Raw genomic sequence first — 14,399 nt, forward strand, 5'->3', positions numbered from 1 at the left:
GACCTCGACTTGACGTTTACGGAAAGGTCAGCGCAATTCGGCTTTCCACTAATGACACGTAGCGGTGCGCAACTTGTCACTAGCGAAAAGGCGAGATTGCTGGAGCACAGGCACAGGCACAGGCACAGGCACAGGCACAGGCACAGGCACAGGCACAGGCACAGGCACAGGCACAGGCACAGGCACAGGCACAGGCACAGGCACAGGCCACAGGCACAGCCCACAGCCCACAGCCCACAGCCCACAGCCCACAGCCCACAGCCCACAGGCAGGAGCAGGAGCAGGAGCAGGAGCAGGAGCAGGAGCAGGAGCAGGAGCAGGAGCAGGAGCACGAGCACGAGCACGAGCCAGAGCCAGAGCCAGAGCCAGAGCCAGAGCCAGAGCCAGAGCCAGAGCCAGAGCCAGAGCCAGAGCCACGACTCTGCGGCGGCATCTTGCAGCAGCAGCTGTCCATCAATGCGCTGCGGGTAACACTTGATGCCTCACGGACGTCCGCCGGTGGCACAATTGATTTCAAATTCATTTCAATATTCAATAGGGCGAGCTTCCGCTCACGGAGACAACACCATGGCAACGCACGTGTCAGGCGATGGCGCACTCATCGAACCTAAAGACAACCTGTCGTACGTTCGCGGGTCCACCGAGATCCCGTTGAGCGAAGCGCCGGTCGGGCAGTTTTTGCGTGACACCGCAGAGCGCTTTCCTGACCGCCCGGCCGTGGTGTTTCGTGAGCAACGCATCCGTTGGACATGGAAGGAGTTCGCCGAAGAGGTGGATGTGCTGGCATCCGGACTCCTTGCTCTTGGCATCGTGAAAGGCGACCGTGTCGGCATCTGGTCACCGAACCGGGTGGAATGGCTGCTCACGCAGTTCGCGACCGCGCGCATCGGCGCCGTGCTGGTCAACATCAATCCAGCGTACCGCCTCGCGGAACTCGAGTACGCGCTGAAGAAGGTCGGTTGCAAGGCGATCATTGCGGCCGAGCGGTTCAAGACGTCGATGTACCTCGAGATGCTGCAGGAGCTCGCGCCGGAACTGGCGGCACAAGCGCCGGGCGAACTTCGTGCCGCTCGCTTGCCGGACCTGCGCTACGTGATCCGCATGTGCGACACGGAGACGCCCGGTATGCTGAGCTTCTCCGACGTGATCGAGCAGGGCCGCGTGACGCTCGACGTCGCGAGGCTCGACGCGATCGGTGCGACGCTGTCCTGCCACGAACCGATCAACATCCAGTTCACCAGCGGCACGACGGGCAATCCGAAAGGCGCCACGCTGACCCATAGCAACGTTGTCAACAACGCGCGCTATATCGCGATGGCGATGCGTCTAACGGACCAGGACGGCCTGTGCATTCCGGTTCCGCTCTACCACTGCTTCGGCATGGTGCTCGCGGTGCTGGCGTGCGTATCGGTCGGCGCGAATATGGTGTTTCCGGGCGAGGGCTTCGACCCGGCTGCGACCCTCGCTGCCGTCGCCGAAGAGCAGTGCACGGCACTGCATGGGGTGCCGACCATGTTCATCGCTGAACTCGATCATCCGAACTTCGGCACCTACGACTTCTCGCGTCTGCGCACTGGCATCATGGCCGGCTCGCCATGCCCGATCGAGACGATGAAGAAGGTCGTTTCGAGGATGCATTCAAACGAGATCACCATCGCCTACGGCATGACGGAAACGAGCCCGGTGTCGTTCCAGAGTTCGACCACCGACCCGCTCGACAAGCGCACTACGACGGTTGGCCGTATCCAGCCGCATCTCGAAGTGAAGATCGTCGATCCGCTCGGTGAGATCGTGCCGGTGGGCGAGACAGGCGAACTGTGCACCAAAGGCTATTCGGTGATGCAAGGCTATTGGGGCGATGAAGCGAAGACGCGGGAAAGCATCGTCGACGGCTGGATGCACACCGGCGATCTGGCGACGCTCGATGCCGACGGCTACTGCAACATCGTTGGGCGCCTGAAAGACATGCTGATTCGGGGCGGAGAAAACATCTACCCGCGTGAGATCGAAGAGTTTCTATTCCGGCATCCGAAAATCCAGAGCGTGCAGGTGTTCGGCGTGCCCGACGCGAAGTACGGAGAGGAAGTGTGTGCGTGGATCGTTTTACGCGCGGGGGAGCAGGCCACAGCAGAGGAGATTCAGCAGTTTTGTCAGGGCCAGATCGCACACTACAAGATACCGAAGTACATCCGCTTCGTTGACGAGTTGCCGATGACGGTGACCGGCAAAGTGCAGAAATTCATCATGCGCGAACGGATGATCGGCGAATTGAAGGCGCAGGAAGACAAGACGGCCTGACGGCCATGCTGATTCGGCGCCGCACGAAGATGCGCACGGCGCCGGCCGGCATTTTGAGGAAAACCGTTTGCAGCGAAACGGGCCCCTGGGGAGGAAATTGCTCGGTTAAAAAAAACCTGCAAAATCGATCCGCCAACAACCTCGCAAACGTTTGACCGGGCGAAAAAAAAGCGGGCCTGGAGCCCGCTAAAAACCACACGCTACGGGGTTAGCGCGAGGAGACCAAAGTTGGAACCGACTGAGACGACGACCCTGCGCCGACTACGGCCCCAGCAGGGATGCCCCTTTACAGGGCTTCGGCATACGCCGACCGGCAAGTGCATCGTATCCGCTCACACCACGCACCTAGCCACATCCGTGTTGAAACCGTTGAAGGCATTGTGGGCGAATTAACCTACGAGCGCGGTAACAAAGTGTTTCAGGTTGTAACGCCCGCCAGATAAGGCGCCCCGGGATTTATTGCCAATCGGAAACGTTTCAAACGCAATTTTTACCGATGACTGGCGCGCAATTTCCTACGCCTGATTGATGCTATTCGCGACGCATATTGCGACGTAATCCGTTCAGTCGATTCCGCATGAAATAGTTGCATGCTCATCTTTTTTGCGACGAATCGACCGTGCTACAAGCGCTTTTCGAGCGCCACGAAAGCTTTGGTTTGCTGTCGAGCGGTTGCGCTGCGTTGCAACAATTGGAGCATGCGGAGGAAAGATGCGGAGGGGGCCACTTCGCTGGCCCCGTATTCAAACCGCATTGATCGAGTTTTACTTAACACCTTGGGGTCCGGTTACACGATTGCGCTAACCACGGGAACCTATAAGCGGTCAGCCTCGCCTGCTTTTCCCGATCGAGTGCGACGCGCGCCGAACCTGCAACTCTCGCTTCACTACAGCCACTTATCCGAGATCGCCTGATACTCGCCGGTCGCTTGCGCAAGGTGCAACCACTGGTCGACGTATTGCTGAAAGGCCATGTCGCCACGCGGCAGCAGCCAGGCTTTCTCACCGTACTGGAAGGGCTTGTCCGGATGCACCGAGCAAAGACCCGGATTCAGTTTTTGCTGCAACAAGGTCTCCGACGCGTCCGTCACCATCACATCGGCCTTGCCGGCAAGAATCTGCTTGAAGACCGTCACGTTGTCCGGATAGACGGTCAGGTTTGCATGCGGGAAATACTGTCTGGCGAAACGCTCGTTAGTACCGCCCGGATTGACGATCACGCGGGTCGACGGTTGATCGATCTGCGCCACGGTCTGATATTTGTTGACGTCGTCGCACCGAACGATCGGCGTCTTGCCGTCAACCATGTACGCCTGCGTGAAAAACGCGCGCTTCTGGCGCTCGAGCGTGGGCGAAACACCGCCCACGCCGATGTCGCATTTCGCGACGAAGTCGTTCATCAGGTTCGACCACGACGTCTTGACGAATTCCGTCTTCACGCCGAGCGACTTGGCGAGCGACTCGGCCATGTCGATATCGATGCCTTCGAACTGGCCGTCTGCTTTATAGAACGAGTACGGCTTGTAGTCGCCGGTCGTACAGGCGCGCAGGGTGCCGCGCGCAAGTATTTCGTCGAGCCGCGAGGGAGCCGCGGCGGTTGCGCTGGTCTGTGCCTGGGCGACGCCCGTCTGCATCAAAATGCCGGCCAGAACGCCGGCTAATGCAAGTGCTGCCTTGTTCATTGAGTCTCCTTGGTTGTGCGTTGTTGTTTGGTAAAGCCGTCGGATGATAGCCCGGCAAATCGCGCCTGAACATTGGCCGTTCAGCTGAGTCATGGCGCCGCAACAGGCCACGCGAGCAAGGTGCGCGACAGTTATTACCCGCATCGAGGGCGATGACAAGCCGCGTCCGGTAAAATGCCCTTTTGCCTTCGGTCGTACGCAACGTGGCCCATAAACTCCTGAACGACACTTTCCTGCGCGCGCTGCTGCGCCAGCCGACTGACTACACACCGATCTGGTTGATGCGGCAGGCTGGCCGCTATCTGCCGGAATACAACGCCACGCGGGGTCGCGCGGGCAGTTTCCTCGGTCTGGCGAAGAATCCGGCGTACGCAACGGAAGTCACACTGCAGCCGCTCGAGCGCTATCCGCTCGACGCCGCGATCCTGTTCTCCGACATCCTGACGGTGCCGGACGCGATGGGCCTAGGTCTCGAGTTCGTTGCCGGCGAGGGCCCGAAATTCGCCCGGCCGGTGCGCACGGAAGACGATGTGGCGCGCCTCGCGGTGCCGGATATCGACGCCACGCTGCGCTATGTGACCGACGCCGTGCGCGAAATCCGCACCGCGCTTACCGACGCGCAAGGCCGTCAGCGCGTACCGCTGATCGGTTTTTCAGGCAGCCCCTGGACGCTGGCGTGCTACATGGTCGAAGGCGGCGGCTCGGCAGACTTCCGCACCGTCAAATCGATGTTGTACGCGCGACCGGATCTGATGCACCGTATTCTCGACGTCAACGCGAAGTCGGTCGCGGCGTACCTGAATGCGCAGATCGAAGCCGGCGCGCAAGCCGTGATGATCTTCGACACGTGGGGCGGGGCACTCGCGGACGGCGTCTACCAGCGCTTCTCGCTGCAGTACATCCAGCAGGTCGTGAGCCAGCTGAAACGCGATCACGACGGCGAAAAAGTACCGGTGATCACCTTCACCAAGGGCGGTGGCTTGTGGCTCGACGAGATCGCCGAGATCGGCGTGGACGCGGTCGGTCTCGACTGGACCGTGAACCTCGGCAAGGCGCGTGAGCGTGTGGGTAGCAAGGTGGCGCTGCAAGGCAATATCGATCCTTCGGTGCTGTTTGCCCCGCCCGCTTCGATCCGCATGGAAGCGCGCGCTGTGCTCGACAGCTTCGGCAATCATCCTGGGCATGTTTTCAATCTCGGCCATGGGATTTCGCAGTTCACGCCGCCGGAAAATGTGGCCGAACTCGTGGACGAAGTCCATCGTCATAGCCGCGCGATTCGCAGTGGCGCGCACGCACCAACCTGATGCCGTAATCGTTAGCATTTTTGCTGCGGCGCAGCGAGGTGGGCTCTCGCCCTAAGGGAAACATTGCAGTGAAGGGGCCGTCGGATGGCGGTCCCGCGAAAGTCAAGACTTGACTTATGCACATTGGTCACGCTGCGGCGCGGTAGAAGCTTTCGTCGTGCCCCAGCCCTTGCACATTGCAGGCGCATTTGATCTAAGCCTTGTCTGGCAAGGGTTTCAAGGGGTTACGACAAAATGTGCGGAATCCCACAGAAGGGCGCTGCGGCGCGGTTTCCAGCCCTTCTGGACGAAGTTCTCAACAAAGTTATCCACAGGCAAGCGGGCCGATTGCAATTGTTCAGCCGAATCCAAAACTTAGCGCCGAAATTGAAGTTTTACTTTAACTTCGATGGCTTCACCGTCTGTTCAATGTGCACCATGATGCGGCGTCGTGCTGCATCCATTTACCCAGTCCGTGCCGCCGCGTGAGTGACGTATTCGTTCGCGTCGCGCTGGATCATCCACTGCCGACTTTGTTCGACTACCGGTGCGACACCCCCCCGCGTGTCGCACCGGGCATGATGGTGAGCGTGCCGTTCGGCAAACGCCACGTGGTGGGCCTCGTCTGCGAAGTGACCGCTCACAGTGACGTGCCTGCTGACCGCTTGCGGACGGTCAGCAATGTCTGCACAGCCTGCCCGCCCGTGTCGGCCGAATGGCTGGCGCTCACGGCCTTCGCCGCCGACTACTATCAGCGTGGCCTCGGGGAAGTGGCGCTGCCGGCTTTGCCGCAAGCCCTGCGTGATGCTTCGCGGTGGTCGCGCCTATTCGCGCCGGCGGAACGTTACAGCTTGACAGCTGAGGGGCGCGCCGCATTGCCCGAAACATTGCCGGCGCGAGCCAGCGCGTTGCGCAAGCTTGCCCACGCCTTGACCGAGGCCGAATTTCTGATCGCCGCGGACGCTCGCGCGCTCCATCCCAAAGCCATCGCGACACTGGACGCCTGGCAAGCCGAAGGCTGGGTCGCGCTGGAAGTGATCGAAGCCGCCGAGGTGCTTGCCAACCCGGCATCGCTGGATACGCCGGCACCCACGCTACCCACCCTCACCGACGAACAGGCGAGCGCAGTCGAAGCGATCCGCGACGCAAACGGCTTCGCGCCGTTCCTGCTGCACGGCGTGACGGGCAGCGGCAAGACGGAGGTGTATCTGCGAGCGCTCGCCGAGATCCTCGCGGCGAAGCCCGACGCGCAGGCACTCGTCCTCGTCCCTGAAATCAATCTGACGCCGCAGTTCGAGTACGCCTTCCGTGCGCGCTTTGCGGCGCTCGAAGGCGCGTCGATTGTCACGCTGCACAGCGGTCTCGCGGAAGGCGAACGCGCCCGCAACTGGTTCGCCGCGCACACCGGTCGTGCCCGCATCGTGCTCGGCACGCGGCTGGCGGTGCTTGCCTCGCTGCCCAAGCTGGCTATCATCGTCGTCGACGAGGAACACGATCCGGCCTACAAGCAGCAAGAAGGTCTGCGCTATTCGGCGCGCGATCTGGCGATCTATCGCGCCAAGCAACTCGGTTTGCCAGTCGTGCTCGGTTCGGCCACGCCGTCGCTGGAAAGCTGGTGGCAGGCGGATCAGGGACGCTACAAGCGGCTCACCCTGTCGCGCCGTGCGGTCGCCGAGGCGGTGCTGCCGACCGTCAAGCTGATCGATCTGGAAGAGGAGCGGCGGCGCGGGCGGGCCTCAGTAGAGGGGTTGTCCGGACCGCTGATCGCGGCGTTGAAGACACGGCTCGAGCGTGGCGAGCAAAGCCTCGTGTTTTTGAACCGTCGCGGCTACGCGCCGCAGCTCGCCTGCGACGCTTGTGGCTGGGTCGCCGGCTGTCCCCGCTGCAGCGCCTATGTCGTCCTGCACAAACCCGAACGCGCGCTGCGCTGCCACCACTGCGGCTGGGAATCGCGCATTCCGCGCTCGTGTCCGGACTGCGGCAATGTCGACATCGCGCCAATGGGACGCGGCACGCAACGCGTCGAGGAAACCCTGGCCAGCGCGGTACCCGGCGCCCGCGTGCTGCGCATCGACGCCGACAGCACGCGCCGCAAAGGCAGCGCGCAGGCGCTGTTTTCCGACGTCCACGCCGGCGAGGTCGACATCCTCGTCGGCACGCAGATGATCGCGAAGGGCCACGACTTCCAGCGGGTGTCGCTGGTCGGCGTGCTGAACGCCGACACGGCCTTGTTTTCACACGACTTCCGCGCGAGCGAACGCCTCTTTGCGCAATTGATGCAAGTCAGCGGGCGCGCGGGCCGCGCCGGTTTGCCGGGCGAAGTGCTGGTGCAGACACGCTATCCGCGCCACGCGCTGTATCACGCGCTGGGGCGGCATGATTACGTCGGCTTTGCCAATTCGACGCTGGCCGAGCGGCGCGACGCGCATCTGCCGCCGTTCGTCTATCAGGCTTTGCTGCGCGCCGAAGGCCGCACGCTCGAAGCCGCGCTTGCCTTCCTGCAGCAGGCGGCCGCCGCGCTGACGGAGATTCCGGCCGCCGAGCGCGTAACGGTCTATGACGCTGTGCCACTCACCATCGTCAAGGTCATGCACGTGCATCGCGCGCAATTGCTGATCGAGAGCGCGTCGCGTGGCGCATTGCAGGCCACTTTGCGTGCGTGGCAACCGGTGCTGCGCGGCCTGAAAGGCGTGCTGCGCTGGAATCTCGAAGTCGACCCGCTCGACATCTGACGCCGCTCGCCGCGTCAACGGAGAGCGTTACTCCTTTCAGTCATATTCATAGAGCGAATGGTCGTTTCGCTTTGCGCCTTCGCTCGCCTATATTTCGCCGAATCGGCGCATTTTCAGGCAAAACTCAACAATCACGCGCCGATCCACCTCAACTTTCCCGGGGCATTTGCGATGAGCGATACCAACCAGACACTGCCGAGCGGCGCCGCGCCCAGCAAACCGCGCAGTGGCCATAGCGCGCACGGCGGCGGTCTCTTTTCCACGGAAGACTGGTGGGCCGTCTGGGTCGGCCTGCTGGTGATCGTGATTGCCTGGGCGCTATTCGCCTCGGGCAGCAGCATCAAGTGGCTGGCGGTGGCGCCGGCCAAATGGTCGAGCGTTGAGCAGGCCGCGCAGGACATCGGCAAGCATCTGCCGAACTATCTCGCGCTGTTCGTCGTGTTCGCCGTGCTGTTCGGCGTAAGCCTTGCCGCGTTGAAGCAGCGCGTCGGCGCTTTCCTGGCGTCGTTCCTGGTCCTGTTCATCGCGTCGGCGCTGATCTTCACGCTGGGTGCGTGGGTCAACGCGTCGAAGTACAACCTCGAGCCGCCGCTGGTGGCGCTGGCGCTGGGCCTGTTGATCTCGAACGTTGTCACGCTGCCTGAGTGGTTCTCAGCCGGCCTGCGCGTGGAGTTTTACATCAAGGTCGGCATCGTGCTGCTCGGCGCGACGCTGCCGTTCACCTTGCTGGTGTGGGCGGGGCCGGTCGCGGTGGGGCAGGCCACCATCGTCTCGCTCGTCACGTTCTTCGTGATCTTCTTTGCCGGCAAGGCGCTTGGCCTCGACCGGCGGTTTGCGGCCGTGCTCGGCGTGGGCGGCGCGGTGTGCGGCGTATCGGCGGCGATTGCGATTGCCGGCGCGGTGCGGGCAAAGCGGGAGCAGGCATCGGTGGCAATCACGCTGGTCGTGTTGTGGGCAATCGTGATGATCTTCGTGCTGCCGTTCGCATCGCGTTCGCTGGGACTCTCGACGGCAGTGGCGGGCGCCTGGATCGGCACGTCCGAATTCGCCGACGCCGCGGGCATTGCCGCCGCGCAAGCCTACGGCGACTTCGCGAAGCATGCGGGCGGCGTGATTGCGGGCGCCCCCGAGGCATCGCTTCAGGCGTTCACGCTGATGAAGGTCGTTGGCCGCGATATCTGGATCGGTATCTGGGCGTTCGTGCTGGCGATTGTCGCGACGACGCGCTGGGAGTCGCAGGATAGCGGCGTCAAAGCCAAACCCAATGCTGGTGAGATCTGGGCGCGTTTTCCGAAGTTCGTGATCGGCTTTGTGATTGCGTCGGCGCTGGTGACGTGGATCGCCAGCCACTATTCGCTGGCGGATTACCGCAAGGTCGTCACGCCCGAATTCGTCGCACCGATCACCGCGTTGCGCACGTGGGCGTTCACGTTCTGTTTCCTGAGCATCGGACTCACCACGCGCCTGCGTTCGCTCACGACCACCGGCCTGAAGCCTTTTCTGGCCTTCACCGCCGGCGTGGTGGTCAATATCGCCATCGGCTACGCGCTGTCCGCGCACGTGTTCGCACCGTACTGGAATAGCTTGGGGCAGGGCTCGTCATGAGCGAGGCTGTCCGCATCGCCGGCGCGGCCCACGCACGCGAAGACGTGTGCGCGCCGCGCTGTGCCAGCTGCCGGAATAGCGCCGAGGATAGGCATTCACTGGAGCAGAGCATTCCGGGTCTCGCTGTGTTCAGTTCCGGGTTTGGCGCGAGCGTGGCGGACAGCCGGCTATGCCGGCTGCACGATCAGCTCGTTTCGCCCGACGACGTTTGCGCGCAGTACGAGCCGGTCGCACGGGACTGACGCGCACGTCCGCAGCGCCCCCAGCTGCCTGAACCAGGCGGCGCGCACTCACTGTTCGGTGTCAGCCGGGGACGGTGTCTCGATGTCGATCGATAGCCGCCGGGCCTCGCCCCTCAATCGTTTAACGCTGCCCGTGTATCGCCAGCCGATGCACGCGACGCAGGACGCGCGCGCTTTTCTTCAGTCACCCGCTTGCCCGGGCCACCCGTCGCGCCACGGATGAAAAGCACAGCGCAAGTTGCGCACATCGCCCAGATCCCGAATACGACTAACCACTTTTCCATTTCGCCAGTCCTCTAAAACCCCGTGCCGTGTTTTTATGTGCGTGCCTTGCGGCCGCGACCATCCATGTTCTGTATAACGGCGCGCCGGGCGATCTGATAAGGGTAAAAGCGAAAAGAATCACGCCAGGGAAAGTACTGATCGCAACCGCCATCGCGACGCGCGACGCCATTCGCCGCAAACCCCCGCCATATGGGGCTTTCAACGAGGTGCAACCATGCAGGGCGCATGGTTGCACCTTTTTATTTGGAGGCGTACGATTCGCCCAACTTTAGTCTTTCCCAGTGAATTCGTCTGGTATTCCAAGAAGGAAACATGGCTAGCACCACCCTCGGCGTCAAGGTCGACGACCTCCTGCGTTCCCGGCTGAAAGATGCCGCCACCCGACTCGAACGTACTCCGCACTGGCTGATCAAGCAGGCGATCTTCGCGTACCTCGAAAAAATCGAGCACGGCCAGTTGCCGCCTGAACTGTCGGGCCAAACCGGCTCGGCCGATCTGGCCGACGGCGCCGCGGTGGAGCAGGAGGAAGACGGCGCCTCGCATCCGTTCCTCGAATTCGCGCAGAATGTGCAGCCGCAGTCGGTGCTGCGCGCGGCGATCACCGCTGCGTACCGGCGTCCCGAGCCGGAATGCGTGCCGTTCCTGCTCGGCCAGGCGCGTCTGCCGGCCAATCTCGCGGGCGACGTGCAAGCGATGGCCGGCAAGCTGGTCGAAACGCTGCGCGCCAAGAGCAAGGGTGGTGGCGTTGAAGGCTTGATCCACGAATTCTCGCTGTCGAGCCAGGAAGGCGTCGCGCTGATGTGCCTCGCCGAAGCGCTGCTGCGCATTCCCGATCGCGCCACGCGCGACGCGCTGATCCGCGACAAGATCAGCAAGGGCGACTGGAAATCGCATGTGGGCCAGGCGCCTTCGCTGTTCGTCAACGCCGCTACGTGGGGCCTGATGATCACCGGCAAGCTGGTGACGACCAATAGTGAAACGGGTCTGTCGTCGGCGCTCACGCGCCTGATCGGCAAGGGCGGCGAACCGCTGATTCGTAAGGGCGTCGACATGGCGATGCGCCTGATGGGCGAACAGTTCGTCACCGGCGAGAACATTTCCGAAGCACTGGCCAACAGCCGCAAGTACGAAGCACGTGGTTTCCGCTACTCGTACGACATGCTCGGCGAAGCAGCCACCACCGAAGCCGACGCGCAGCGCTACTACGCGTCGTACGAACAGGCGATCCACGCGATCGGCAAGGCCGCCGGCGGCCGCGGCATTTACGAAGGCCCGGGCATCTCGATCAAGCTGTCGGCACTGCACGCCCGCTACTCGCGTTCGCAGCAGGAACGCACGATGAGCGAATTGCTGCCGCGCGTGCGCTCTTTGGCGATCCTCGCGCGCCGCTACGACATCGGCCTGAACATCGACGCTGAAGAAGCCGATCGCCTCGAAATCTCGCTCGATCTGCTCGAAGCGCTGTGTTTCGATCCAGAACTGGCCGGCTGGAACGGCATCGGTTTTGTGGTGCAGGCGTACCAGAAGCGCTGCCCGTTCGTGATCGAGTATCTGATCGATCTGGCGCGCCGCAGCCGTCACCGCATCATGGTCCGTCTCGTGAAGGGCGCGTACTGGGATACCGAAATCAAGCGTGCGCAAGTGGACGGTCTCGAAGGCTATCCGGTGTACACGCGCAAGATCTACACGGACGTGTCGTACCTCGCTTGCGCGAAGAAGCTGCTGAGCGCGCCGGACGCCGTGTATCCGCAGTTCGCCACACACAACGCGCACACGCTGTCGGCGATCTATCACCTCGCGGGCAATAACTACTACCCCGGCCAGTATGAGTTCCAGTGCCTGCACGGCATGGGCGAACCGCTGTACGAGGAAGTCACTGGCCGTGACAAGCTGAACCGTCCGTGCCGCGTGTACGCCCCGGTCGGCACGCATGAAACGCTGCTTGCGTACCTCGTGCGCCGTCTGCTGGAAAACGGCGCGAACACGTCGTTCGTGAACCGCATCGCCGACGAAAACGTCGCGATCAAGGACCTGATCGCCGACCCGGTCGATGAAGCCTCGAAGATCGTCCCGCTCGGCGCGCCGCACGCGAAGATTCCGCTGCCGCGCAATCTGTTTGGCGCCGAGCGTCTCAATTCGATGGGCCTCGATCTGTCGAACGAACATCGTCTGGCATCGTTGTCGTCGGCGTTGCTCGCGAGCGCGCATCATCCGTGGCGCGCCGCGCCGATGCTCGAAGACAACGAGATCGCCGTGGGCGTCGCACGTGACGTGCGTAACCCGGCCGATCATCGCGATCTCGTCGGGACGGTCGTCGAAGCGACGCCGGAACACGTGAGCGCGGCATTGGCACACGCGGTCGCCGTCGCACCGATCTGGCAAGCCACGCCGGTCGACGCCCGCGCGGACTGTCTCGCCCGTGCCGCCGATCTGCTCGAAGCGCAGATGCACACGCTGATGGGGCTGGTGGTGCGTGAAGCCGGCAAGTCGCTGGCGAACGCGGTCGCGGAAATCCGCGAAGCGATCGATTTCCTGCGCTACTACTCGACGCAGATCCGCAACGAGTTCTCCAACGACACGCACCGCCCGCTGGGCCCGGTGGTCTGTATCAGCCCGTGGAACTTCCCGTTGGCGATTTTCATGGGCCAGGTGGCCGCCGCGCTCGCAGCCGGCAACACGGTGCTCGCGAAGCCGGCCGAACAGACACCGCTGATCGCCGCCCAAGCCGTGCGTATCCTGCGCGAAGCCGGCGTGCCGGCGGGCGCGGTGCAACTGCTGCCGGGCGACGGCGAAACGGTCGGCGCCGCTTTGGTGGCCGATGCGCGCACTCGCGCGGTGATGTTCACCGGCTCAACGGAAGTCGCGCGTTTGATCAACAGGACGCTGTCGAACCGCCTCGACCCCGACGGCAAGCCGATTCCGCTGATCGCCGAAACCGGCGGACAGAACGCGATGATCGTCGACTCGTCGGCGCTCGCTGAACAGGTCGTCGCGGACGTGTTGCAATCATCGTTCGATTCCGCCGGTCAACGGTGTTCCGCGTTACGCGTTCTCTGCCTGCAGGACGATGTCGCGGACCGCACGCTGGAAATGCTGACGGGCGCGATGCGCGAACTGGCGGTGGGCAATCCGGATCGCCTGTCGATCGACGTCGGCCCGGTGATCGACCTCGACGCGAAGCGCGGCATCGACGCGCACGTCGCGGCGATGCGCGAGAAAGGCCGCAAGGTCGAGCAATTGCCGATGCCGGAAGGCGGCGCCCAAGGCACCTTTGTTCCGCCGACGCTGATCGAACTCGACAGCATCGACGAATTGAAGCGCGAAGTGTTCGGCCCGGTGCTGCATGTGGTGCGTTACCGCCGCAGCCAGCTCGACAAACTACTCGAACAGATCCGCACCACCGGCTACGGCCTGACGCTTGGCATCCATACGCGGATCGACGAGACCATCGCCCACGTGATCAGCCGCGCGCATGTCGGCAACATCTACGTGAACCGCAACGTGATCGGCGCGGTGGTGGGTGTTCAGCCGTTCGGTGGCGAAGGTTTGTCCGGCACGGGTCCGAAAGCCGGCGGCGCGCTGTATCTGCAGCGTCTGCTGGCCACGCGTCCGGCTGGTTTGCCGAAGTCGCTGGCGCAGTCGTTGATGGTGGATGCGCCGCAAGCGTCGGAAAACAGCGACAATCCGTCCGCTGCGTTGACGGCTTACCGCGACTGGCTGATCGGCGAACAGCAACCGGTGTTGGCCGCACGTGTCGACGGTTATCTGTCGCATGTGCTGGCGGGCGCAACTGCGGTATTGTCTGGGCCGACCGGCGAGCGCAATACGTACACGCTGGGCGCGCGCGGCACGGTGCTGTGTATCGCCTCGACGGCGAGCGGCGCGCGCGTGCAGTTCGCCGCGGCGCTGGCTACGGGAAATCGCGCATTGTTCGAAGGCGCGGCTGGTGAACAATTGGCGTCTCAGTTGCCCGCCGCGTTGAAGTCTTACGCAAGCGTGAAGAAGAGCGCCGATACGCCTTTCGACGCAGTGCTGTTCGAAGGCGATAGCGACGAGCTGCTGGCGCTGGTGAAAGAAGTCGCGAAACGCGCAGGGCCGATCGTCTCGGTGCAGGGCGTCGCGGCGCGCGCGCTGGAAAGCGGCGATGAAGACTACGCGCTCGAGCGTCTGTTGACGGAACGTTCGGTCAGCGTGAACACGGCAGCAGCAGGCGGTAATGCGAATTTGATGACGATCGGTTGAGCGAACCTTATCGATTACTTCAAAAAACGGA

General features: G+C 63.0%; 7 protein-coding genes. 6 read left to right on the forward strand and 1 reads right to left on the reverse strand.

The annotated features are described in order from the left end of the window. Positions 1 to 567 precede the first annotated feature (567 nt). Positions 568 to 2,298: an AMP-binding protein gene (locus tag P0D84_RS20855; protein WP_408339531.1), complete on the forward strand. Its 1,731-nt coding sequence runs from the start codon at positions 568 to 570 to the stop codon at positions 2,296 to 2,298. 886 nt (positions 2,299 to 3,184) lie between these two features. Here P0D84_RS20855 and P0D84_RS20860 read toward each other — a convergent pair. Then, on the reverse strand, positions 3,185 to 3,979 hold the full coding sequence (locus P0D84_RS20860) for a transporter substrate-binding domain-containing protein (RefSeq protein WP_408339534.1): 795 nt from the start codon (positions 3,977 to 3,979) through the stop codon (positions 3,185 to 3,187). 203 nt (positions 3,980 to 4,182) lie between these two features. On the opposite strand from P0D84_RS20860, the gene hemE reads away from it, so the two are divergent. The 5 genes from hemE (at position 4,183) to putA (ending at position 14,368) form a co-directional block, all read left to right on the forward strand. Then, positions 4,183 to 5,283 carry a uroporphyrinogen decarboxylase gene (hemE, locus tag P0D84_RS20865; RefSeq protein ID WP_408339537.1) on the forward strand — a complete coding sequence of 367 codons (1,101 nt, stop codon included), beginning with the start codon at positions 4,183 to 4,185 and terminating at the stop codon, positions 5,281 to 5,283. A gap of 464 nt (positions 5,284 to 5,747) precedes the next feature. Continuing rightward, the gene (locus P0D84_RS20870; protein WP_408339539.1) at positions 5,748 to 7,994 is read left to right on the forward strand and encodes a primosomal protein N'; all 2,247 of its coding nucleotides are present in this window, start codon (positions 5,748 to 5,750) and stop codon (positions 7,992 to 7,994) included. 171 nt (positions 7,995 to 8,165) lie between these two features. Beyond that, positions 8,166 to 9,599 carry a YeiH family protein gene (locus P0D84_RS20875; RefSeq protein ID WP_408339542.1) on the forward strand — a complete coding sequence of 478 codons (1,434 nt, stop codon included), beginning with the start codon at positions 8,166 to 8,168 and terminating at the stop codon, positions 9,597 to 9,599. Next, on the forward strand, positions 9,596 to 9,841 hold the full coding sequence (locus P0D84_RS20880; protein ID WP_408339545.1) for a hypothetical protein: 246 nt from the start codon (positions 9,596 to 9,598) through the stop codon (positions 9,839 to 9,841). Before P0D84_RS20875 ends, P0D84_RS20880 begins: the two co-directional genes overlap by 4 nt. Before the next feature lie 597 nt (positions 9,842 to 10,438). Then, a complete protein-coding gene (putA, locus tag P0D84_RS20885) occupies positions 10,439 to 14,368 on the forward strand; it encodes a trifunctional transcriptional regulator/proline dehydrogenase/L-glutamate gamma-semialdehyde dehydrogenase (protein WP_408339548.1) in 3,930 nt (1,309 codons plus the stop codon). The last annotated feature ends 31 nt before the right edge of the window (positions 14,369 to 14,399 follow it).

The organism is Paraburkholderia sp. RL17-337-BIB-A, from assembly GCF_046025895.1.
In the GTDB taxonomy this organism is placed as follows: Bacteria; Pseudomonadota; Gammaproteobacteria; order Burkholderiales; family Burkholderiaceae; genus Paraburkholderia; species Paraburkholderia fungorum_C.